The sequence below is a fragment of the Kamptonema sp. UHCC 0994 genome, from assembly GCF_029167235.1.
Lineage (GTDB): Bacteria > Cyanobacteriota > Cyanobacteriia > Cyanobacteriales > Microcoleaceae > Kamptonema.
In genome coordinates this window covers 1-21,578 of sequence record NZ_JARFTR010000301.1, presented here as the reverse complement: position 1 = coordinate 21,578, position 21,578 = coordinate 1, and the positions used below count along the sequence as shown (strand labels likewise).

Annotated in this window: 25 protein-coding genes and 1 riboswitch; of the genes, 16 read left to right on the top strand and 9 right to left on the bottom strand. The window is 43.0% G+C overall.

Going from position 1 to position 21,578, the window contains the following annotated elements:
* Positions 1-31 precede the first annotated feature (31 nt).
* From sppA to PY364_RS27105, 4 genes are all read right to left on the bottom strand, one after another.
* Complete coding sequence (sppA, locus tag PY364_RS27120; RefSeq protein WP_275570824.1) at positions 32-1,840, bottom strand: signal peptide peptidase SppA; 1,809 nt, start codon at positions 1,838-1,840, stop codon at positions 32-34.
* Positions 1,841-1,905: 65 nt separating this feature from the next.
* Positions 1,906-2,955: a type 2 isopentenyl-diphosphate Delta-isomerase gene (fni, locus tag PY364_RS27115; RefSeq protein ID WP_275570823.1), complete on the bottom strand. Its 1,050-nt coding sequence runs from the start codon at positions 2,953-2,955 to the stop codon at positions 1,906-1,908.
* A 64-nt stretch (positions 2,956-3,019) separates the two neighbouring features.
* The gene (locus tag PY364_RS27110; protein ID WP_275570822.1) at positions 3,020-3,463 is read right to left on the bottom strand and encodes a nuclease; all 444 of its coding nucleotides are present in this window, start codon (positions 3,461-3,463) and stop codon (positions 3,020-3,022) included.
* The gene (locus tag PY364_RS27105; protein WP_275570821.1) at positions 3,456-3,668 is read right to left on the bottom strand and encodes a hypothetical protein; all 213 of its coding nucleotides are present in this window, start codon (positions 3,666-3,668) and stop codon (positions 3,456-3,458) included. The genes PY364_RS27110 and PY364_RS27105 overlap by 8 nt, the downstream gene beginning before the upstream one ends.
* A 188-nt stretch (positions 3,669-3,856) precedes the next feature.
* A riboswitch (cobalamin riboswitch) is annotated at positions 3,857-4,005 on the top strand.
* A gap of 316 nt (positions 4,006-4,321) precedes the next feature.
* Between PY364_RS27105 and PY364_RS27100 the strand changes: the two genes are divergently transcribed.
* The 12 genes from PY364_RS27100 to PY364_RS27045 all read left to right on the top strand — a co-directional run bounded on the left by PY364_RS27100 (position 4,322) and on the right by PY364_RS27045 (position 13,861).
* Positions 4,322-4,543 carry a hypothetical protein gene (locus PY364_RS27100; RefSeq protein ID WP_275570820.1) on the top strand — a complete coding sequence of 74 codons (222 nt, stop codon included), beginning with the start codon at positions 4,322-4,324 and terminating at the stop codon, positions 4,541-4,543.
* Between the two features lie 113 nt (positions 4,544-4,656).
* Positions 4,657-5,043, top strand: coding sequence for a DUF1636 domain-containing protein (locus PY364_RS27095; protein ID WP_275570819.1), 387 nt, complete (start codon positions 4,657-4,659; stop codon positions 5,041-5,043).
* A gap of 112 nt (positions 5,044-5,155) precedes the next feature.
* On the top strand, positions 5,156-6,199 hold the full coding sequence (cobW, locus tag PY364_RS27090; protein ID WP_275570818.1) for a cobalamin biosynthesis protein CobW: 1,044 nt from the start codon (positions 5,156-5,158) through the stop codon (positions 6,197-6,199).
* Positions 6,200-6,502: 303 nt separating this feature from the next.
* On the top strand, positions 6,503-6,631 hold the full coding sequence (locus PY364_RS27085) for a hypothetical protein (protein ID WP_275570817.1): 129 nt from the start codon (positions 6,503-6,505) through the stop codon (positions 6,629-6,631).
* Positions 6,632-6,720: 89 nt separating this feature from the next.
* Positions 6,721-7,074, top strand: coding sequence for a DUF5335 family protein (locus PY364_RS27080; RefSeq protein ID WP_275570816.1), 354 nt, complete (start codon positions 6,721-6,723; stop codon positions 7,072-7,074).
* Between the two features lie 176 nt (positions 7,075-7,250).
* The gene (locus tag PY364_RS27075; protein ID WP_275570815.1) at positions 7,251-7,988 is read left to right on the top strand and encodes an SDR family oxidoreductase; all 738 of its coding nucleotides are present in this window, start codon (positions 7,251-7,253) and stop codon (positions 7,986-7,988) included.
* Between the two features lie 120 nt (positions 7,989-8,108).
* Complete coding sequence (locus tag PY364_RS27070; protein WP_275570814.1) at positions 8,109-9,113, top strand: NADP-dependent oxidoreductase; 1,005 nt, start codon at positions 8,109-8,111, stop codon at positions 9,111-9,113.
* A gap of 185 nt (positions 9,114-9,298) precedes the next feature.
* Positions 9,299-10,093, top strand: a complete 795-nt coding sequence (locus PY364_RS27065; RefSeq protein WP_275570813.1) for an SDR family oxidoreductase — start codon at positions 9,299-9,301, stop codon at positions 10,091-10,093.
* A gap of 92 nt (positions 10,094-10,185) precedes the next feature.
* Positions 10,186-10,443: a hypothetical protein gene (locus PY364_RS27060; protein WP_275570812.1), complete on the top strand. Its 258-nt coding sequence runs from the start codon at positions 10,186-10,188 to the stop codon at positions 10,441-10,443.
* A gap of 75 nt (positions 10,444-10,518) precedes the next feature.
* Complete coding sequence (locus tag PY364_RS27055; protein ID WP_275570811.1) at positions 10,519-11,118, top strand: transposase; 600 nt, start codon at positions 10,519-10,521, stop codon at positions 11,116-11,118.
* A 188-nt stretch (positions 11,119-11,306) separates the two neighbouring features.
* Positions 11,307-12,224, top strand: coding sequence for a polyphosphate kinase 2 family protein (locus PY364_RS27050; protein WP_275570810.1), 918 nt, complete (start codon positions 11,307-11,309; stop codon positions 12,222-12,224).
* Between the two features lie 302 nt (positions 12,225-12,526).
* Entirely contained in the window at positions 12,527-13,861 is a 1,335-nt protein-coding gene (locus tag PY364_RS27045) for a DUF2254 domain-containing protein (protein WP_275570809.1), read from the top strand.
* A 225-nt stretch (positions 13,862-14,086) separates the two neighbouring features.
* Here PY364_RS27045 and PY364_RS27040 read toward each other — a convergent pair whose 3' ends face one another.
* Complete coding sequence (locus PY364_RS27040) at positions 14,087-15,565, bottom strand: amidase (protein WP_275570808.1); 1,479 nt, start codon at positions 15,563-15,565, stop codon at positions 14,087-14,089.
* A 614-nt stretch (positions 15,566-16,179) separates the two neighbouring features.
* Between PY364_RS27040 and PY364_RS27035 the strand changes: the two genes are divergently transcribed.
* A complete protein-coding gene (locus tag PY364_RS27035) occupies positions 16,180-16,452 on the top strand; it encodes a hypothetical protein (RefSeq protein ID WP_275570807.1) in 273 nt (90 codons plus the stop codon).
* 201 nt (positions 16,453-16,653) lie between these two features.
* Positions 16,654-17,562 (top strand): cation diffusion facilitator family transporter, encoded by a 909-nt coding sequence (locus tag PY364_RS27030; protein WP_275570806.1) that lies wholly within the window; start codon positions 16,654-16,656, stop codon positions 17,560-17,562.
* Between the two features lie 132 nt (positions 17,563-17,694).
* Here the strand turns inward: PY364_RS27030 and PY364_RS28880 are convergent, their stop codons facing one another.
* Genes PY364_RS28880 through PY364_RS28865 form a run of 4 tightly spaced genes read right to left on the bottom strand, consistent with a single transcriptional unit; the run spans position 17,695 to position 19,248 of the window.
* Positions 17,695-18,180 (bottom strand): response regulator, encoded by a 486-nt coding sequence (locus tag PY364_RS28880; protein ID WP_343278999.1) that lies wholly within the window; start codon positions 18,178-18,180, stop codon positions 17,695-17,697.
* Between the two features lie 44 nt (positions 18,181-18,224).
* Complete coding sequence (locus PY364_RS28875; protein ID WP_343278997.1) at positions 18,225-18,692, bottom strand: PAS domain S-box protein; 468 nt, start codon at positions 18,690-18,692, stop codon at positions 18,225-18,227.
* A complete protein-coding gene (locus tag PY364_RS28870) occupies positions 18,689-18,835 on the bottom strand; it encodes a PAS domain S-box protein (protein ID WP_343279020.1) in 147 nt (48 codons plus the stop codon). Before PY364_RS28870 ends, PY364_RS28875 begins: the two co-directional genes overlap by 4 nt.
* A gap of 44 nt (positions 18,836-18,879) precedes the next feature.
* Positions 18,880-19,248 (bottom strand): PAS domain S-box protein, encoded by a 369-nt coding sequence (locus tag PY364_RS28865; protein WP_343278995.1) that lies wholly within the window; start codon positions 19,246-19,248, stop codon positions 18,880-18,882.
* Positions 19,249-19,528: 280 nt separating this feature from the next.
* Here PY364_RS28865 and PY364_RS27020 point away from each other — a divergent pair, with 280 nt between their 5' ends.
* Entirely contained in the window at positions 19,529-20,662 is a 1,134-nt protein-coding gene (locus PY364_RS27020; RefSeq protein ID WP_275570805.1) for an EAL domain-containing protein, read from the top strand.
* 77 nt (positions 20,663-20,739) lie between these two features.
* Entirely contained in the window at positions 20,740-21,567 is an 828-nt protein-coding gene (locus PY364_RS27015) for a GUN4 domain-containing protein (protein ID WP_275570804.1), read from the top strand.
* The last annotated feature ends 11 nt before the right edge of the window (positions 21,568-21,578 follow it).

The following is a 21,578-nucleotide window of genomic DNA, read 5'->3' as shown; positions in this document are numbered from 1 at the left end:
CAGTTAACAGTTAACAGTTAACAGTTAACAATTAATCAATCCGCAAATTAAAAGGCAAGCGAGTATAAATGCCATGCGGGTCATTCATAGCTTTTAAAATCACCAGTTCATCCTGAAATTTATTAAACTCTGCCGTCAGAGGATCTAGGCTTACTGATGATTTAGAAACCCGAACGCCTGACAGCTTTTCCAAAATCCGATCTTCTAAACTACGGCGCTTTGGATACTCTTCTAATTGCCAATTATTTCCAACTTTAGCCTGTTTCGCTGCTGCTTGAATGGCATTTTCTAGACCACCAATTTCATCCACTAAACCTAATTTTTTCGCCGCTGAACCAGACCAAACTCGCCCTTGAGCAATCTCTTGCACTTTACTCAGAGGTAGCTTGCGGGACTCTGCTACTTTGTTAGTAAATCTGTCGTAAATTCGATCTACAACCCTCTGTATATTCGCCAATTCTTGAGGGCTTTTTGGTCGAGAAATAGTTTCAGAATCAGCATAGCGGGCAGTTTTTACAACGTCCCAAGAAATGCCATTGTTATTAGCTAGTTTTTGGGCATTCATCAACAAACCAAAAACACCAATAGAACCAGTAATTGTATTCGGTTCTGCGAAGATTCGGTTTGCACCCATAGAGATCCAATAGCCACCGGAAGCTGCTAAGTTACCCATTGAAACTATTACTGGTTTTTTCTGGCGGGTGAGTATAACTTCTCGCCCAATTACTTCAGCAGCAGTGGCACTACCGCCGGGACTGTTGACGCGCAGGACTACTGCTTTAACGTTTTCATCTTCTCGCAGTTCTCGCAGTTCTTTAGCGATGCGATCGCCTCCCACTTGAGTGGGGCCTCCTTCGCCATCAACTATGTCACCTTCTGCGTAGAGTACGGCAATTCTTTTCTTATCATTAGCACGGATATTTTTGTTCTTATTATTGTCGGCAATTTTGGCGTAGTTTTTTAGGCTAATTTGTTTGAAAGATTTATCTTCTTTATCTACTCCTGTGAGTTTCTTAAGTTCTGCAACAATTTCGTCAAAATAAGCAACTTTATCAATCAGTTTGCTATTGAGAGCTTCATCGGCCATTAATGTGCCCCGATCGTCCGCAATCGCTTGCAATTGCGTTGCCTTTAATTTCCGGCTTTGTCCAACTGTATTGAGAAATTCACTCCAAATATCTCCCAACCATTGTTCTGTTTGCTGCCGATTTTCTGGACTCATTTTTTTGAGGAAAAATGGTTCTACGGCTGACTTATATTTGCCGACGCGGGTAACTTGTACGCCAATGCCAAATTTTTCCAACGCACCTGCTAAAAACATTTCTTCACTGCTAAAACCGTTGATTTCTAAACTACCAAGAGGGTTTACAGCAATCGTGTTAGCAACTGAACCAAGGTAATATTCTCGTTCTGTCCAGTCCATATCGTAGGCAAAAATGGGTTTTTTTGACTCTCGAAAACGCTGGAGAGCCAAGCGCACTTCCTTCAGATTTGCCCAGCCAGTGCTACCGCTATCAGAACTACCTTGAAGATATAGTCCGACAATTTTTGGGTCGTTTTTAGCTGTTTCCAAAGCATCTAAAATGCTTCGGAGAGTAATTGTATCAGAGCGGTCGTCAGAAAGCGCTTCTCCGATGGTAGCGTTAGGCTTTGAGTCATTAATGTTGACGGAAAGGTCTAAAACGATTACAGATTTATCTTTAACTTGTGGCCCTGAATCTTTGGAGGCAGCGGCAACGATCAAGATCGCCAGTCCCCCGAATCCTAGAGTGAAAATAAGGCCGAGTCCTAGCAGATTTCCAACTAAGCTGGCAAAGGTAAATTTTAGAAAATCTTTCATTGTTATTGGTTAGTGGTTATTGGTTATTGGTTATTAGTTAACAGTTAACAGTTAACAGTTAACAGTTAACAGTTAACAGTTAACAGAACTCCAGAATTTCTTAAATCATGCAGGTTCGCACTACCTGTACAGAATAGAACTGTGGCGATCTCTGCGATTAAAACTTCAACTAGCTCATTAACGGCTGCTTCTGATTCGGCTGCTGCTTGTAGAAGAGGCCATGCTAGTCCTGCTATGTCGGCTCCCAGCGCGATCGCTTTAGCTATATCTAACCCATTTCGCAATCCTCCAGAAGCAATTAGCGGAACTTTTGGTGTTGCGGCGCGGACGTTAACAATGCACTCGGCCGTTGGCATTCCCCAGTCGGCAAATGTTGCGCCTAATCTGCGCTGTTTAGCATCTTTTGCTCGTTCTCCTTCGATTTTTGCCCATGAAGTACCACCAGCTCCAGCAATGTCAATCGCACTTACGCCAGCTTCGACTAATTTGATCGCCATAGCTCCAGAAATGCCGTTGCCGACTTCTTTAGCAATTACTGGTACTTGCAATTTATAGCACAATTTAGCAATTTTATCAAGCAATCCTTTAAAGTTAGTATCACCTTCAGTTTGAATGCACTCTTGCAAGGGATTGAGATGCAAAATCAGAGCATCCGCTTCTAAAAGATCGATCGATCGCTGGCATTCTTCTAGACCGTAGTTATAGTTTAGCTGAACTGCTCCAATGTTAGCAAATAAAAGAATATCAGGAGCCCTTTGCCGCACGGCAAAAGTATCAGCTAGTTGGGGATTTTCTACAGCTACTCGCTGGGAACCGACACCCATTGCAATTTTGTAATGTTGGGCAGCATCGGCTAAGCGATAATTGATAGTCTGGGCTAACTCAGTACCACCAGTCATTGAGGAAATTAGCAGCGGTGCACCAATTTTTTTGCCGAGAAATGTTGTACTTAAATCAATCTCGCTCAGGCTCAACTCTGGCAAGCAACAGTGAGTGAAACGGTAGCGTTCAAGTCCATTAGTAGTTTGATGAAATTGTACATCTTCTTCTAGACAAATACGGATGTGTTCTGCTTTGCGAATTTGGGTTTGTGGTGGGGGCGTTAATGGCTTCACGTTTGTTAGTTTTGAATTTGGTAGGTATCAATAAATGGGAATAGCGAGATAAATCTTGTATAATTTAAGTAATCTCATTCCAGAGTTTAGCTGTAACAAAGCGAGTTAAGTGTCTAATATTTGTAGTAGCGATAACTGTATTTTCACCTTGACTGCTAATAGTGAAAGCCTGTGCTGCTAAAATTACATCTGCATCCAGAGCTTGATTATTTGCTGTTGGCTGACCTTGTTTTCTTGCATCTGCCCAGAATTCAGCAGCTTTCAGCATTACTTGTCTGGTAATAGGAGTATAGCCAAGTCGATTGATAAGATTATCGAGGCGTTGAAGTCCCTTCTCTTTGTTAAGCCGAAGCAATTCGCGACGAACTTCATAGTCAGCAACTTCTGACACTTTCACGGAAATTCCCGATCGCAGTAAATTTTCCAGCCAAAATTTGATTTCGGGATTGTTCCGAGGGTGGCTAATCATTCCTAGCGGCCCAGCATCTAACAAAACTATTTTACTCATTAAAAAGCCTCTCTGCTGAAACTATATCTCGCTCTTTGTCAAGTGCTGCTTTTAGTGCTGGCCAGGTTTCTTCATCATATCCTGATTCGTCCGTCATCCATTCATCTAGCAGATCAATCGCCTTCTGTACCTGTTCTGGATTTAGAGGTTCTAGTGACGATGAAATTTTGGATTGAATCTGTTGTTCTATCTGCTGTGAAGTCATGCTGTTTACCTCTAGGTTGTTTAGGTACGGAGACTATTGTAACTCTTTTTCACTAATTTCTACTAATATCTAGAAGGCGATTAGCATCAGCGTAACCACTTGCGATCGCAACAGCCTTCACCAGCCCTCAAGCCCCAAGTATTTTTACTCAGTATTAAGTCCTTTACTTAAAGACAGCAAGTGTGATATAATCCTAAAACTCAGTCGGTTCTAGCGGGGAGCAGCCGCTAGAGGTAACGGGGAAAGTTGGTGCAAATCCAACGCTGTCCCGCAACTGTAAAGGAGAAATCACCCAAATCTCCTAGCCAGAATGCCCACCACTGTTTTAATTGCCCTAAATTCATCAGCGAGGTACATGATGACTACACAATCCCTTCTTTCAGTTCAGCAACAGACAGCAAACTTTGCTTTATCAAAACCAGTACAAGCGACGCTCTATATCTCGCTGTGTGCTCTGACACTTTGGACAATTTACTTCACAAGCCATCCAGCAAACCCTGACTTTATCTGTTCCTGAAAACTGGCTAAAATATCGCAACTTTAGCATCCTAGCAACAATTTTACTCATTGTTGGGTTAACAGGAGGTTGGATTATCGGAGGCGATCAAAAAATTCAGCCGGGAGAAATTGCACCCCAGCGATTAAGACTGTTATTGAGCGCAGCCATCGTTGTCGCGATCGCATCCCTATTATACCTCAACATCAGCGCTGAGATCGCACAATCTCATATATCCATGCCTGCCTCCCATCTCTCTCATCATACAGCCAAACCCAATCGCTCAGGAGTTGTCCAATCTGAGGGATTTAAGGTGCAATTATCTGGCGATATTAGCGCCACAGTCGGACAACCAGCTAACTTTCAACTGCAAAACTAGCATTATCTTAATTGGTTTAATGCTAGGAATATGGCTGCAAAGCCGTAGATTTTCGCTTCGCGCGTCGGCAAATTCTTAGAGTTATTACCAAAGTAGAAAAGGATAATTTATTGATGAAAACCACACATACTCTATTTGTTTGTACAAGCTGCGCCAGCTTATGGAAAGACGGAAAACGAGAAGGTAAAAGCGGCGGCGAACACCTATTAGAACAAGTCTCGCACTTAGCACAAAACTGGGAATTACGAGATGATTTTCAGATTCAAGAAGTCAACTGCATGAGTGCTTGTAATCGTTCTTGTGCTGTTTCTTTTGCCGCTTCTGGGAAATACATTTATCTCTTCGGTGACTTACCCGCCAACGAAGGTGAAAGTGCCGCCGCAGTGCTAGAATGTGCTAGCCAATACTATGCAAAACCTGATGGTTTATTGCCTTGGTCGGAGCGACCAGAACCGCTAAAAAAAGGCATCGTTGCCCGGATTCCACCGCTACTAAATTAATCTGTAATGCCGCCCTCTAGGCGGTAATTAAACCGCCCAGAGGGCGGCGTTACGGAAGCATTACATATGCGGCCCAAAACAATCAAAAATAGTAAAAATTACCGGACTTTCCATGAGCGCAAAAATTCCCGTTACTGTAATCACAGGTTTTCTCGGCAGCGGCAAAACTACCACAATTCGTAACTTATTGCAAAACAATCAAGGGCGCAGAATCGCTGTGATTGTCAATGAATTTGGTGAAATAGGAATTGATGGAGAACTACTGCGTTCCTGCCAAGTTTGTGATGAAGAAGACGCAGCCAATACAAACCCTAATACAAATATTGTCGAACTTACAAACGGCTGCCTTTGTTGCACAGTTCAAGAGGAATTTCTGCCCACAATGCAGGAATTATTGCAGCGGCGAGAGCAAATTGATTGTATCTTAATCGAAACCTCTGGTCTAGCACTTCCTAAACCCTTAATTCAAGCTTTTCGATGGCCAGAAATTCGCACAGGTGCGACAGTAGATGGTGTGGTTGCAGTTGTAGACTGCGAAGCTATCGCAAATGGCACTCTTGTCGGCGATATTGACGCATTAGAAGCTCAACGTCAAGCTGACCCCAATTTAGACCACGAAACACCAATAGAAGAACTGTTTGAAGATCAGTTAGCCTGTGCTGATTTGGTGCTGTTAACCAAAGTAGATTGTGTTGACTCTCAAACCCAGATTAAAGTACAAGATTGGTTAAAACAACAGGTGCAGAAAAGTGTTAAAATAGTACATTGTCAAGGTGGTCAAATTAATCCCGATGTTCTGTTAGGATTTAATGCGGCTGTTGAGGATAACTTAGATGCTCGTCCTAGTCACCATGACACAGAAGAAGAACACGATCATGATGATGAAATTAATTCAGTGTACTTTATTGCCGAACAGGAATTTGAACCTCAAATTTTGGTAGAAAAACTGCAAGAATTAGTCCGAGAGCAAGAGATTTACCGAATTAAAGGTTTTGTTGCTGTTCCCAAAAAGTCTATGCGTTTAGTGCTACAAGGAGTAGGTTCCCGTATAGAATATTTCTATGACCGTCCTTGGCAAACTTCAGAGCGGCGAGAGACAAAATTAGTGTTTATTGGTCGCGAACTTGAGCAGTCTAAAATTCACTCCTTTTTGTAACATCACCCTGTGGGCAGAAATTGAACCGCCCACAGGGCGGCGTTCTGAATTTCTGTAACTTGCTTATTCTATTCCCTTCTTCCCTTCTTCCCCTAGGGCGTGTTTTCAAACCCTGGGGGCTAGGATGCTCCGATGCTCAGGGAAGCGTGAAAGAAGGGAGAGAAGGGGAAGAAGGGGAAGAAGGGAATAGAATCAGTGAGTTTGGTGGAACTCAGAACGTCTTAACTGCCGAGAAGGTTGCTATATCTACCTCTTAAGATATTCACATATTAAACCTAAGATTGATGACCGTAACTCTAGATCATGAAATCATCAAGTCATCGAGAGAGTTATTTAATTTTTTTCCGGAAAGGAAATGAAGTCATCGACAACCAGGCGAAGCGGATGCTAGACAGAATTAGTCATGAAGTTAGTATGTCTGTGGCTGTTTAAGGCTTTGAACCAACACCAATAGGGTAGTGAAACTTAGTAACTATTTTATTGCTCTTTTGCTTTTTAATATTTTTTCACAAGGAGTCATAATGACAAATAAAATTGACATCAACAAATCTGTACCAAGCGAGCGATGGGGTGAATTTTTCGATCAATTTTCAGATGGTAATCGCGGACGGCATATTTCCATCGAAGTCATCAATTCAGAACTCGGTGATGCAGAATTGATTAAGAATGCACCTTTGATGGCGATGGTTTACGATCGCCCTGGTAAGGGGGATGATTTGGTGATTGAGGTGGGTAAAGATGAGGTGACTTATGCTCACACGATCGATTCACCAACTGAAATTTTAACGGGACAGGATTCAATCGGCGCGATCGTAGCTATTCGGATTAGTGACGCTGCTGGGACACAAACATTGATTAAGCTACAAGCTAGTTGAATAATATAGCTAGGGGCGCTTAGGCTAGGGGAAGAGGGGAAAAGAATCGGTTTCAGTTATTCAGAGTGTCCTAACCGTCTTGGAGGTTGCTATAAATGCGTAAAAGCTTACTGAGTTTAGCTGATTTCAGCATCTAATGTTTTATGACCCACACTCAATAACCCGCAGAAATCAATATGTCTGAAATTCAAAACAAAGTAGTAATTATCACTGGGGCCAGCAGTGGATTAGGTGAGGCGACAGCGCAGCGACTTGCTGCTAATGGAGCCAAACTAATGCTAGCTGCCCGCCGGGAAGATCGCCTCAAAGAATTGGTTGACGCGATCGCCCAATCGGGGGGAACTGCAACCTACCGAGTAACGGATGTGACCGATCGCGCCCAGGTGGAAGCATTGGCGAAGGAAACTTTGAGTACCTACGGCCGGATCGACGTGCTAATCAATAATGCTGGCTTGATGCCACTCTCTCCCCTCGACCAAGTAAAGGTAGAGGAGTGGGATCGGACGATCGATGTCAACATCAAGGGCGTTCTCTATGGGATTGCTGCCGTGTTACCGATTATGCGTCAGCAAAAATCTGGTCACGTCATTAACCTATCGTCTGTGGCCGGACATAAAGTGTTTCCGGGGTCAGCAGTCTACTGTGCTACTAAGTATGCAGTACGAGCGATCTCTGAAGGGCTGCGGCTAGAGTCAAATGGTGAAATCCGTTCGACTAATATCTCACCAGGAGCAGTTGCTACTGAATTAACTACCACGATTAGCGATCTAGATACAGCAGCGAGAATGAAGGCACTTTATGCGATCGCCATTGATGCAGATGCTATTGCCCGCGCGATCGCCTATGCCATTGAGCAGCCCGGTGATGTTGATGTCAATGAAATCATCATCCGTCCAACCCGTCAAGAACTTTAGATTAATGGGGCGATCGCAAACCAAAAAACAGTTAAGTAGAAGGAAGAAGGAAGAAGGAAGAATGTTTATACAGTCAGCTTTTTAGCCATCCCGATCTTAATGTTTAATAAGGAGAAAATTATGACAGAGATCGTGAGCCGCGAGATTCGGCTAGTCTCTCGCCCCAAGGGGATTCCTACCCCAGATAACTTTGCGATCGCGCAAACAGAACTAGAGCAACTTCAAGATGGGCAAGTGCTCGTTCGCAATCTCTATATGTCAGTCGATCCATATATGCGCGGTCGCATGAACGAGAGCAAATCCTATGTTCCATCTTTCCAGTTAGGAAAAGCACTCGAAGGCGGCGCAGTTGGCGAGGTAATCGAGTCGCAGGCCCAAGAATTCAAGTCAGGTGATGTTGTCATTTCCAACTATGGCTGGCGTGAATACTTCATAGCTACACCAAAAGATTTACATCAGGTAAATCGCGATATTCAACCGTTATCGGTTTACCTCGGTGCCCTTGGTATGACAGGTATGACGGCTTGGGTGGGATTGAATTTGGTAGAAGTCAAAGCCGGCGATGTTATTTTTATTTCGGGAGCCGCAGGCGCGGTGGGAAATGTCGCCGGACAACTGGCGAAATTGCGCGGATGCCATGTCATCGGCTCAGCCGGTTCAATGGAAAAAATCAAATTTCTGCGGGAAGAATGCGGATTTGATGTCGCCTTCGATTACAAAGCCGGCCCTGTTCTCGAACAACTAAACCAAGCAGCACCGGACGGAATTGATGTCTATTTCGATAACGTCGGAGGCGAAACCCTGCAAGCAGCGCTTTCGGCATTGCGCGTGCATGGCCGGATTATCGCCTGTGGCAGCATCTCCGGTTATAACGATGAAAAGCCCCAGCCAGGCCCTTCCAATCTATTTAATATGATTACCAAACGGTTGACAATGAAAGGACTAATTGTTAGCGATTGGCTCGATCGTCAGGGAGAATTTGAACAGGAAGTTGGCGGCTATTTCCAAGCTGGAAAATTGAAGAATAAGGAAACAGTAGTAGCAGGAATCGATCGAGCGGTGAGTGCGTTTATCGGTCTTTTTGAAGGCAAAAACGTGGGTAAAATGGTGGTAAAATTGGATTAGGTAGCCACTAATTGAGTCAGCACTTGATTATTTGAGCAAGTTGAAATCCTAAATTGCTTAGATAGCAACCGCCAATTTGGTTAAAATATTCTAAATGACTGAAACCCCCTTATTCTCCCCCCCTCTTCTTCTTCCCCTAGCCCCTAGCCCCTAGCCCCTAGCCCCTAGCCCCTAGTTAAAAAAATATGGATCTCCAACTATCAGATCGGATTGCATTGGTCAGCGGTTCCACCGCCGGAATTGGACTTGCGATCGCGACGACACTTGCCCAGGAAGGAGCAACTGTCATTGTCAATGGCAGAACTGAAGAGCGCGTAAACCATGCCCTCAAAAGCATTCAGCAAAGCGTCCCCAAGGCCAAACTTCAGGGAATTGCTGCCGATTTGGGAACAACCGCAGGATCTGAATTGTTGTTTCAACAAGTACCAGAAGTCAACATTTTGGTCAACAACTTAGGAATTTATGGCGCTAAAGCATTTGAAGATATCTCCGATGAAGAGTGGATGAACTTTATCGAAGTAAACGTTATGAGTGGTGTCAGGCTATCGCGTCATTACTTACCTTTGATGCTAAAAAAAGATTGGGGACGGATTATTTTCATCTCTAGTGAATCTGGCTTGAATATTCCCGTTGAAATGATTCACTATGGCGTTACCAAGACTGCACAAATAGCCGTGAGTCGTGGTTTAGCTGAAACAACCGCAGGCAGTCAAGTCACCGTGAATACAGTATTGCCAGGGCCAACTCGTTCCGAAGGAGTGGAAACTTTCATCGAGGGACTTGCCAAAGAGCAAAATATTTCAGCCGAACAAGTTGAGAAAGAGTTTTTTACCAAGACTCGTCCATCTTCCCTGATTCAGCGATTTGCTTCAACGTCTGAAGTAGCTGCATTAGTTGCATTTGTTGCTAGTCCTTTAGCCTCTGCAATTAATGGGGCAGCATTGCGAGTCGAGGGTGGATTGGTGCGATCGATTGTTTAATAAATTCGTCTATTCCACCCAGATTGTAGGGTGCGTCAGTCCCAGTTAGATATTTCCAAGTATAGTACAATAAATCAAAGGAGGTAAAATTAATGTATGCAGTACAAAAAGATATCTGGCATTTAACAGGATGCGACAAATCCATTGTCGAGCAACTGTTGAGATGGTCAAATAATCTGTTTAATGTCGGCACTTACGAAAGTAGGCAACGGTACTTTAGGGATAGAAGCGCAGTTAAATATCCCGAACTGTACAAAATAACCAAAACCAACGAAAATTACGGATTACTTTACTCGCAAGTCGCCCAACAATCGCTTAAATCTGTCGCTGAATCTTTTAGCTCTTTTTGAGCCTTAGAAAAGTTAGCCAAGAAAGGGGAGATTAATCAAAAACCGAGATTGCCCAAGTACAGAACCAAGGGGGCGATGTATCAGGTTTCCTATCCGGGACAAGCCTTGAAAATAGTGGGTAATCGGGTGAGATTGCCTTTGGGAACCAAAGGCAAAGAACACTTCGGGACAGACTGTCTCTGGGTAACATTACCGGAACGCTTGAAAGATTGCCAAATTAAAGAACTTAGGCTAATCCCTAGGAATGGTGAGGTCTGGATTGAGTATGTTTACGAGTCTCTAACTGAGCAAGCTCTTAGTTGTAGCCTCGAAGTGACAGGAGTTTTAGGAATAGATCATGGCATTGATAACTGGCTAACTTGTGTCTCTAGTAATGGTAATCCTTTCATTATTGATGGTCACAAATTGAAGTCTTGGAATCAGTGGTTTAATAAGGAAAAAGCACGAATCCAATCGACTCACGCTCAATACAAGTTACCCAAAGGTTTTTCGTCAAAACGACTGCAACAGTTATCGGAAACTCGCGCCAGAAGAATGAGAGATGCGGTCAACAAGGCAGTCAGAAATATCGTAGATTATTGCGAAAATCACCAAATCAACGTCATAGTTTTTGGTTGGAACAAGGGGCAAAAGCAAGAAGTTAATATGGGTGGAATAACCAAAAATCAAAAGTAGCCATAGACTCAATTATTGAGCGAGTGGGTAGCGGGTTGCTGACAAACCCTTTAAGAATTAAACTTTGGTGGGATTCATCCCCCAAAGTTTGTCAGAGCAGAATCCCCGTGTCTTTAGACCGGGGAGTGTCAACCACACGCAACACTTATGGTTTAGGATAAATAGAATTACAATTTTTTGTAAAAAATATGACAGATCATCAATCTAATAATTTATTCCCAATCAAAAAACTTGACGATTTGATTCGTGCTTTTATTGTGCCACCAGAACAAAAAATTTCTCTTGCCAAAGACTATGACCCAGGCTACAAAGCCGATCACCTCAAAAAGTCGAAAGCTAAAGGTCAATTAAAGGAAGGTATTGAGGCGTTAGCTGAATATCAGGATGTTCTCTATGCCCAAAACACCCATGCTGTGCTAATCATCTTTCAGGCGATGGATGCGGCTGGTAAAGATAGCACCATCAAGCACGTTATGTCAGGTATTAATCCTCAAGGATGTCAGGTGCATAGCTTTAAAGCGCCATCTACCGAAGAGTTAAATCATGACTATTTGTGGCGATGTTCTAAGGCTTTACCTGAAAGAGGAAAAATTGGAATTTTTAATCGCTCTTATTACGAAGAAATTTTAGTAACAAGAGTGCATCCAGAAATTCTAGAGCAGCGACCTCTCCCTGTTAGTATAGTTGACAATGATATTTGGAAGCGCCGCTTTGAAGAAATCAACAACTTTGAGAAGCATCTGGTTAATAATGGAACGATTATCCTCAAGTTTTTCCTCAATGTATCCAAAGAAGAGCAGAAAGAACGTTTTCTAGAACGGATTAATCGCCCTGAAAAGAATTGGAAATTTTCTGTGAATGATGCGAAAGAGCGCAGATTTTGGGATGACTATATGGCTGTCTATGAGGATATGTTCAATCACACCAGTACAAAATATGCTCCTTGGTATATTATCCCCGCCGATCGCAAATGGTTTACTCGTCTAGTTGTGGCGGGTATCATTTACACTCAGTTAAAGGAACTGAATCTCAAGTATCCTACGCTCAGTAAAGAGCAACATCAAGAGCTTTTAACTGCGAAGAAAATTCTGGAAAGCCAGAAATAAGGATGAAAATTGGTTGATATTAGCGATCGCCAGTATTGTGAGTCGTGATTATTAGGCGATCGCACTATGATGACAATAAAAGCGATTCCAAATCTGCACACGCAATTTCTGAGGTTGTGTCCGTCCAGTGCCAATTAATATTGCCAAAGGGAAAATCTATCTCTTTTCAAAAGAAATGGTTTACTCGCCTTGTAGTAGCTGGCATCATTTACACCCAGTTTATTCTATTCCCTTCTTCCCCTTCTTTCACGCTTCCCCTAGCCCCTAGCCCCTAACTGCTGAAAGCGGTTGCTATACTATCGATGAAATACGCTAAATTAGCTAAACTGTGGGACTCATTACATTCCAGTTTCTGGTTTGTGCCAACCCTGATGGTGTTGCTGGCGATCGCACTTTCGTTTATTACCATCTGGATTGACCAGACACGAGAAGCCAATATCGTCGAACAAATAGGCTGGGCTTATTCTCTAGGGCCTAGTGGTTCACGGGCTATTCTTTCGGCGATCGCGGGTTCAATGGTGAGTGTTGCTACCACTGCCTTTTCGATTACGATCGTGGCACTTCAGCTTGCCTCTTCCCAGTTTGGGCCGCGCTTGCTGCGGAATTTCATGCAAGACACGGGAAACCAAATTGTACTGGGAACTTTCATTTCCACATTTGTGTATAGCTTGATGGTGCTGCGAACAGTCAATGGGGTAGAAAAAGATGAGTTTGTCCCCCACCTGGCTGTTACCATCGGCATTGTCTTAGCGATCGCCAGTGTTGGCGTATTAATTTACTTTATTCATCATTCAGCCTCATCTATTCAGGTCGATCAGGTGATTAAACAAGTGGGGTACGATCTTGATGTTGCGATCGATCGGCTTTTTCCTGAAAGAATTGGACAGAGTGCATCAAAGCAGCTACAGGAGGAGAGCCTACCCGCTATTCCTGCCGACTTCGATCAATTGTCCTGTCCCATTAACACTATCGCCAGTGGCTACATTCAAGCGATTGATGACAACCAACTGATGCAGATTGCGATAGAGAATAATCTGTTATTGCGGGTTCAGCAGCGCCCTGGTCGTTTTGTGGTAAAAGGAAGTGAAATTGTACGGGTCTTTCCTGAAGAAAAGGTAAACAAAAAGCTTGCAGTCCAGATCAACGAGGCATTTATTCTCGGTTCACAGCGCACAGAGCAGCAAGATTTGGAGTTTCCCATCGACCAACTGGTTGAGATTGCGGTACGCGCCCTTTCTCCAGGCATTAACGATCCGTTTACTGCCATCCGCTGCATCGATCAACTTAGCGCGGCTCTTTGTCATTTAGCCCAAAGAGAAATTCCTTCTCCCTATCGCTACGATGACCACAATCAGCTTCGGATCGTCGCTGAACCGATCTCGTTTGCGGATGCGACGGATGCGGCTTTCAACCAGATTCGGCAGTATGGAAAGTCGAGTGTCGCAGTCACGATGCGGTTGTTAGAGGCGATCGCGGCGATCGCGCCCTTTACTCACCGAACACCAGACCGAACCACACTACAACGTCATGCAGATATGATTGAACGCGGTAGCCAGGAAGGAATTGCGGAGGAGTTAGACTACAAAAATGTGAAGGAGCGGTATCTTGCTGCGGTGAAAGCGATCGGTCAAGCTTAATCAAGATGCGATCTCTAATACTGTGAGGCGGGATTTTTAGGCGATCGCATTAACAATCCATCTCCTGAAGGCGATCGCTATTACTGTGAGTCGTTATTTCTGGCGATCGCTTTTACCAATCGATTCTATTTTGTCTATTTCGTTTGTTTTTTTAAGTGAAGGGACGATCTATGGGATTAAATAATTAGTTTAACGTTATGCGGCGTTTCCGCAAATGACAATGGTTCAATACTCAGAAGGGCGTTGAAATCCACCAACGACTTGATCAATGTCCTTGGCGATCGCCAATAACTCCATTTCTTGCCATCGCTTCCCAACTATCTGCATTCCGATTGGCAAGCCATTTTGAGCTTTTCCAATGGGAATAACTACCGCTGGATGCCCCGTGAGATTAAATGGCACGACATAAGCACCCGATGCCATAGAATACGGCACACTGCGATTGTCCACTTGAATTGCTGCGCCGCGCTCCCGATGGGTAAATGCAGAAGTCATGGCTACAGGGCAAAGCCAAGCATCCCATTGAGCCAGGGCTTTATCCATCTGAGTGATAAAGGAATCTCGCTCTGTTAGCGTTTCAAAATAGCCTTTTAGGGTTGGATTTAAGGAGATAGGTAAACCGATGCTAGGGAGATTACCAAGCTTGCGAAAATTGCGATCGCCTTGCATACCATCACGAAATAAAAAAAATAGATTCTTCCGAATATCACTCACCGTTAGCGATTGGGCATAGATCAAATTGTAAGCTGCAAGCTTGTAGTAGGTTTTCCATGCGGCAAGAAAATCAAAATTGGGAATCCACTTTTCCAAAGTTACTCCTGCTTCCGTCAGCTTTGTTGCAACGGACTGGATGGCTGATTTAATCTCTTCAGCAACAGGATAGAATGCCCATTCATCTGACCAAGCAATCTGCCGAGTTTGAAGTAATTGATCGGAAGGTTGATCAAGCGGAACAGGAAAAATGTCTGGTTGAGCAGGATCAGCCCCTGCAATGAGTTGCAGACAAAGGGATAAGTCTTCAATTGAACGTGCTAGACCACCGACTGTCAGCATTTGACGCATACAGTGAGGTGCGCCAGGAACTTCGGGGATGTGTCCCGTAGTTGGAACACGACGATCAGTTGGTTTGAAGCCGTAGATACCGCAAAAATGAGCAGGTTGACGAATTGACCCACCAAAATCGGAACAGAGATCGAGCGGAGATAAACCTGCTGCGATTGCTGCTGCACCACCACTAGAAGTACCACCAGGCGTATAGCTAAGGTTCCAGGGATTATTTACGCGAGGAAAGACATCATTGAGTCCCTGATACCCGCCTGCTAAATCACCCACATTCGTTTTTCCCAGTAGGATGGCACCTGCTGAACGAAGACGCTTGACAACAGTAGTATCGTGTTGAGGAAGATAGTCTTTAAGGGAGATTGATCCTGCTGTGGTTCGTAGCCCAGCCGTTTCAAATAAATCCTTAACGGTGATCGGAACACCATGTAAAGCACCCCAACTTTCTCCTCGAAGTAATGCTTCATCAGCTTGCTCGGCTTTATTCCGAGCATTGCTTTCGTCCAGGGTACAAATTGCATTCAGGTTCGAGTTGTGTTTGGCAATTTGACCAAGGTGAGCGTCAAGAACTTCAACCGCAGAAACTTGACGATCGCGGATCATCTCGGCAAGTTGACAAGCTGAGGCAAAAACAAGATCGCTCATGGCTGTGTTGCATTTGAGAAGGCTAACTTCTGAGTATTTACAATAGTACCAGCTTAACATTAAACGCCCCGCCGACAGTCTCAACCGATAGCCTAAGCCGCATAACTATTTACTAGACGGAAAGTTTCTGAGGGTGATTATAAAGAAAGTTTCTGCCAAATCACCTAAATCGGTGTACTAGACAGAAACACTCATGTATTATTTTGCTATATAAATCTGAAACACTTACCCGAAAATATGCAAGTTTAGCTACAAACGCACAAGTTTTTAGATCTGATACCTGACTGAACTATAGAGATTATTTTACACTTGGGCTTTGGCTGCGATCGCCTCAATTATCTATCTGTTAAAGATTTGCTGATGGCGATCGCTATTCCTGTGAGGCGGGATTTTTAGGCGATCGCTCAAACCCAGTAAATTTATCCTAGTTTGGTTATTGATCAGCATTCTAATCACTATCTTGCTCTATTCATGTATGTTATACCACAGCAAGGTTTTAATGTCAAAGATGCGAGGGTATCCTTTAACTCCAAGGGTGAACCCATCTATAATAGTGTTATCATTAGTCAACTCATTCATAGCCACAAGCTAAATCGATCACCCAAACTAAAAACATGGAAAATACGTTATTTGATAAAGTGTTCCGGGACAGCGAAGGCAAAATTGTTCTCGCTCAGATGCCAAATCCACCACTCATTGTCTGGATTGTAGCTAGTTTATTAAAGCTGATTCTTACAACAGGTAAAATTAATCTAGGACTAGACCTTATAGCTTTTGGCTCTTTGTTTACTTGGGCTTGGGAAGAATTATTTCAAGGCGTTAATTACTTTCGGAGAGCATTAGGTCTCCTTGTGCTTATTGCTCTGATTGCATCGAAACTTCAATAAGTAGGTAAGCATCAATAAATCCTAGAGACTATGACCTTACCTCAAAAATCTCCGCAAACTCTCTTCAAAGGTAAACTTTCCCATGTTATTGGCATGACCAGTCAAGTTTCAGATGTACAAATTACCTCGCGATCGCTAAGGCGATTATAAATGTAGAGATAACGATTACTATGATACAGAACACCTGTTGGGATCAATTCTATGGTTCATCATCACGAACACAGCCATTCTCCTAAAACATACAATCGAGCCTTTTTGATTGGAACGAGTTTAAATGTCAGCTTTGTATTAGTTGAAGCTTGGTTTGGAGTAATTTCCCATTCGCTAGCATTACTAGCAGATGCTGGACATAATCTCAGCGATGTTTTGGGATTACTGTTGGCTTGGGCAGCAAGTTATCTCGTACAGCGTCCTCCCAGTCGTAAGTACACCTATGGACTGCGACGCTCTTCAATTCTAGCAGCTTTACTCAATGCGATTCTGTTACTGCTAACAATGGGTGGTATTACTTGGGAAGCGATTCGTCGCTTGCAAGAACCAAGCCCCATCGCTGGTGATACTGTGATTTTGGTAGCAGGAATTGGTGTAGTTATTAATACCATAACTGCTCTCTTGTTTCTGTCGGGACGAGAAGGAGATATGAATATTCGCGGCGCATTTTTACACATGGCAGCCGATGCACTGGTGTCCGTTGGTGTAGTGTTAGCTGGGATCGCAATTTTGCTAACAGGTTGGCTATGGTTCGATCCAGTTATTAGTCTGGCGATCGTCGTGATAATTGTGGTTGGTACTTGGAATTTATTTAAGGATTCGCTGGAACTAATCTTAGATGGAGTTCCCAAACAGATTGAGCCGATTGCTGTCCGTACTTTCTTGCAGGAGTTGCAAGGAGTGACGCAAGTTCATGACCTACATATATGGGCAATAAGTACGACAGAAACTGCTCTCACCGCACATTTAGTTATACCAGAAGGATACACAGGCGATCGCTTTCTCACCGACACCTGCGAAGCACTCCATAATCATTTTGGGATTGACCACTCAACCTTGCAAATCGAAACAGGTAATCCAGATTATCCATGTCATCTAGAACCAGAAACCCATGTTTAGCCTTCCTCACAAGTTCCTTAACTATCGGTGCAGGGATTCATGGTTATACCATTTCTCCCAATGATTGATACAATCTGCATTGTTGAGTTATTAACTTCATAATATAGCAACCGCTTTCGGCGGTTGCTATATCTACAAAAGTGGATTCGGTAGCAAAGGTCGAATTAACTCCATAATTCGGTCAGAATTAAAGTTATCAATAGAATCAGTTAGCGCCTTAGATAAACTTGCTTTAGATTGGGGGATTTGCGTGACTAATTCGTTCATAGCTTCGGTATCAAGATAATAAGCAGCTTGATACATCTCTTCTAACCACTGAGGAGACATCACAGATAAATCTTCCACAGAAATCGTTTCAACTAATAATTTTGGCGGGTATTTTTCTATAACTTCGTAGGTATATTGCACTCCCAAATATTTAGCAATTTTGTCAAAGATTTCTCTCTGTTGAAATGGCTTGCTCATAAAATCGTTACAGCCAGTCATCAGGACATTTTCTCGCTCTCCTTCAAAAACACTGGCAGTTAAAGCAATAATAATAGTGTCTTGGCTCTTAGGGTTTTCTCTAATGCGTTTTGTCGCAGTATATCCATCGACGATTGGCATTCGTAGATCCATAAAAATCAAGTGCGGCAACCAACTCTCCCATAGTGAGAGCGCTTCTACTGAGCTTCTTTTCGAGCCGTAATATCTTGAATGTGAGCAATAAGATTTAGCGGATTTCCCTCCTTATCTGTGATTACCGAGGCATTAAGTAAACTCCAAACAATATGTCCTTGCTTATGGATATAACGCTTTTCTCGTTGGGAATAACTTGACATCTTACCTGTTACTAGCTGATTGACATTTTTTATATCTGCTTCTAAATCGTCAGGATGGGTTATGCTTTCAAAAGTTAACCCTAAAAGTTCTTCTGGGGAATAACCAATAATCTGACATAAAACAGGATTGGCTTTAAGAAAATGCCCATCAAGGGAAAGGATAGCCATCCCGATTGAGGCATCTTCTAATTGCCTCACCAGAATGTTCCACAATCGCTGCCATGCTTGCCAGAGATGCTTCTGCTTGCTTACGCCTGGTAATATCGTTTCCAATGCCGAGAAACCCTGTGATATTGCCTTCTGAGTCATATAGAACCCATTTGGGCAGATAGTTCTTGCGATCGCCGCACGACTTCCTCCTTGTCATGGATAATGACAGGTGTTGTTTTCCCCACGACTTCTGCGGCACTGTATCCCAACCATTGCTCGGCGGCTTTGTTAAAGGTAAGAATCGTACCATCTATGGTGGTGGAAATGATGGTGTAGTTGGCACTATCTAAAATAGCTTTTTGCAGTGTCGTTGTTTATGGTGACGATGATTATTTCTAAACTGTTCTGGCAGTAATAAAGTTAAAGGTCGCCCGACAATTTCCTCACTTTTATAGCCAAAAATATTTTCCGCTCCTTGATTAAACAGAGTAATTTGTTGGTCGCTATTAACTGAAATAATGGCATCATTGGCAATTTCTAAAATTCCCGCAAAAAGAGTCTGGGATTTTTGTAAAGCTTCTGTCCGTTCAGTCACAAGACTTTCTAAGGTTTCATTAAGTTTTTTAAGTTCTCCTTCGGCTTGTTGGCGTTGACTATCTATCTGATTGAGAAATCGAGCCTTCCCCCAGATCAGAATTGAGAACGTGAAAACCACTTTTGAGCAGGGATATGTCAAATTGCCAACCAAGCAGTACAATTACCGCGATTGAAATGACAAACAGCCCTGCAATTTGCGAAATATGCTTGTTCATAAATGTTCATAAATGTTCATAAATTGGTTGTTGGGTCTGAGACTTTTTGTTTTGGTTAAGATTAAAGGATTCTTAGATATTGAAAGAGTTTAAAGTCTAGTGTATTATTTAACTATATTACAGCGCGAACCACTGTATCGATCCGCTTATACTAATCATGTACTAGGTAGCTTAATAATCATTATGACCAGCGATCCAGTCACCAGCTATCAAGGCAATATTTTAATTGTTGACGATTTACCGGACAACCTGCGTTTGCTTAGGGATACATTGAGCAAAGAAGGTTATAAGGTTCGCAGTGCCACCACAGGGGCAATGGCGATCAGAGCCGCCCAATCTCCATCGACGGAGTTAATCTTACTAGACATTAAATTACCCGATCTCGATGGCTATGAAGTTTGCAGACAATTAAAAGCCGTCATTACTACCGATGCTGAAGGTAATATTAGATATTTCAATCCTGTGGCTGAACAACTAACTGGCTGGAAAGTGGATGAGGCTAAAGGACGCAACTGTGTTCATATTTATCGTCGGGATGATAGCGAATTAATTAAACAGCGTGGGGAGAGGCAGTTGATTGCCCAAATCAGCCGAGCGCTGGAAACTAATCGTTTTTGTCTGTACCAGCAAAAAATTGTCTCTATTACCTCCAAACCATTAGTAGAACATTATGAGATTTTGATCAGAATGCTAGATGAAAATGGAGAATTAGTATCTCCATCTGCGTTTATTTCCGCCGCTGAGCGTTATGGTTTGAGCGCCGATATTGATCGCTGGGTAATTGAAAAAATATTTTCTAATTATAACATTTTATCTAAGCAAGAACTTGTTACTAAAGGCTTATATACGATTAATCTTTCTGGTGCTAGTGTTTGTAACAATCGGTTTATGAGGTTTTTAATCGAACAATTTCCTCGCTACCAAATTCCCCCGGAGACTATTTGTTTTGAAATCACCGAGACCGCAGCGATCGCTAACTTTGACCAAGCCAGATATTTCATTAGCGAACTCAAAAAACTTGGCTGTCGCTTTGCTTTAGATGATTTTGGCAGTGGATTGAGTTCCTTTGCTTATCTGATGAATTTACCAGTTGACTATCTAAAAATTGATGGTATCTTTGTTAAGAAGATTAGTCATAATTTGATTTCTCAAGCGATCGTGGAAGGCTTTAATCGCATTGCCCATGCCATGAAGATTGAAACTGTGGCTGAGTTTGTCGAAGACGAAACTATCTTAGGAAAATTGCGAGAGATAGGAGTAGATTATGCTCAGGGTTACGGAATTTCGCGCCCCGTACCTATTAACTTTAATTCTTGACTGTCCAATTAGTATATCAACAGGGCAATAAAGCCTTAGTGTATTTAATAAACCTAAAATCCCCTGTAAAATTGAATATGGCTAAGTGTCCTGTTTGCGATCGTGAATATTTAGAAGGTAAAGCTGATTTCTGCTCGATTTGTGGTTGGGATTTAGCGCCTTTTCCCCTGGGTCGAAAACAGTCCAAAGCTTATTGGAAAAAGGAACAACTTAGACTAGATTGGGCAAGACGGATGTGGGCAAGTTCGCAAGTTCAGGGATGGGAAACTCAGTTAAATCAGTTGCAAATCCAACTACAATCAGCCGCAGTTGAAAGAGCAAACCTCCAGTCTCAATTAGAATGGGTTTTGTATCGCCTAGAACAGATGAATCCAGATTTAATTGCTGATTCCCTATCGCGGCTAGAAGAGAAAATTAGTGCGATTCCCGAACAAACGCCGCCGATGTCAGAAGTGGGGATGGATTACAGACAATTAATGCAGCTTTTAGCGGCGGGGAAATGGCGTAAAGCGGACGAACATACTTGGGAAATTATACTTCAAATAGCTTTTCGAGAAGAAGAAGGTTGGCTGAGTGCGGCCGATATTGAAAAATTCCCTTGTACAGACCTTCGCACTATTGACCAACTTTGGGAATATTATAGTAGCGGGTTATTTGGGTTGAGAGTACAACAGGAAATTTGGGAGAGTGAGGGCGGGAATTATACAGACTTTTGCGATCGCGTGGGATGGCGGCTAAAAGATAGCTGGGCCTATTACGATGAACTCAGATTCAATTTGAATGCTCCCCAGGGACACCTACCCGCGATCGCGTGGCGTAAACGTTCCTGTTATGGTATGGGTAAAGGTATGGCGGCCGAAAATTTGTCGTTTTTTACTTCTAGACTTACAGCTTGCACTATCTAGCGATCGCTCTT

Coding starts and splice junctions, on each gene's coding strand:
- sppA (WP_275570824.1), bottom strand. CDS start 1,840: ATGAAAGATTTTCTAAAATTTACCTTTGCCAGCTTAGTTGGAAATCTG.
- PY364_RS27110 (WP_275570822.1), bottom strand. CDS start 3,463: ATGAGTAAAATAGTTTTGTTAGATGCTGGGCCGCTAGGAATGATTAGC.
- PY364_RS27105 (WP_275570821.1), bottom strand. CDS start 3,668: ATGACTTCACAGCAGATAGAACAACAGATTCAATCCAAAATTTCATCG.
- PY364_RS27095 (WP_275570819.1), top strand. CDS start 4,657: ATGAAAACCACACATACTCTATTTGTTTGTACAAGCTGCGCCAGCTTA.
- cobW (WP_275570818.1), top strand. CDS start 5,156: ATGAGCGCAAAAATTCCCGTTACTGTAATCACAGGTTTTCTCGGCAGC.
- PY364_RS27085 (WP_275570817.1), top strand. CDS start 6,503: ATGAAATCATCAAGTCATCGAGAGAGTTATTTAATTTTTTTCCGGAAA.
- PY364_RS27080 (WP_275570816.1), top strand. CDS start 6,721: ATGACAAATAAAATTGACATCAACAAATCTGTACCAAGCGAGCGATGG.
- PY364_RS27075 (WP_275570815.1), top strand. CDS start 7,251: ATGTCTGAAATTCAAAACAAAGTAGTAATTATCACTGGGGCCAGCAGT.
- PY364_RS27070 (WP_275570814.1), top strand. CDS start 8,109: ATGACAGAGATCGTGAGCCGCGAGATTCGGCTAGTCTCTCGCCCCAAG.
- PY364_RS27065 (WP_275570813.1), top strand. CDS start 9,299: ATGGATCTCCAACTATCAGATCGGATTGCATTGGTCAGCGGTTCCACC.
- PY364_RS27060 (WP_275570812.1), top strand. CDS start 10,186: ATGTATGCAGTACAAAAAGATATCTGGCATTTAACAGGATGCGACAAA.
- PY364_RS27055 (WP_275570811.1), top strand. CDS start 10,519: ATGTATCAGGTTTCCTATCCGGGACAAGCCTTGAAAATAGTGGGTAAT.
- PY364_RS27050 (WP_275570810.1), top strand. CDS start 11,307: ATGACAGATCATCAATCTAATAATTTATTCCCAATCAAAAAACTTGAC.
- PY364_RS27045 (WP_275570809.1), top strand. CDS start 12,527: ATGAAATACGCTAAATTAGCTAAACTGTGGGACTCATTACATTCCAGT.
- PY364_RS27040 (WP_275570808.1), bottom strand. CDS start 15,565: ATGAGCGATCTTGTTTTTGCCTCAGCTTGTCAACTTGCCGAGATGATC.
- PY364_RS27035 (WP_275570807.1), top strand. CDS start 16,180: ATGGAAAATACGTTATTTGATAAAGTGTTCCGGGACAGCGAAGGCAAA.
- PY364_RS27030 (WP_275570806.1), top strand. CDS start 16,654: ATGGTTCATCATCACGAACACAGCCATTCTCCTAAAACATACAATCGA.
- PY364_RS28880 (WP_343278999.1), bottom strand. CDS start 18,180: ATGGATCTACGAATGCCAATCGTCGATGGATATACTGCGACAAAACGC.
- PY364_RS28875 (WP_343278997.1), bottom strand. CDS start 18,692: ATGACTCAGAAGGCAATATCACAGGGTTTCTCGGCATTGGAAACGATA.
- PY364_RS27020 (WP_275570805.1), top strand. CDS start 19,529: ATGACCAGCGATCCAGTCACCAGCTATCAAGGCAATATTTTAATTGTT.
- PY364_RS27015 (WP_275570804.1), top strand. CDS start 20,740: ATGGCTAAGTGTCCTGTTTGCGATCGTGAATATTTAGAAGGTAAAGCT.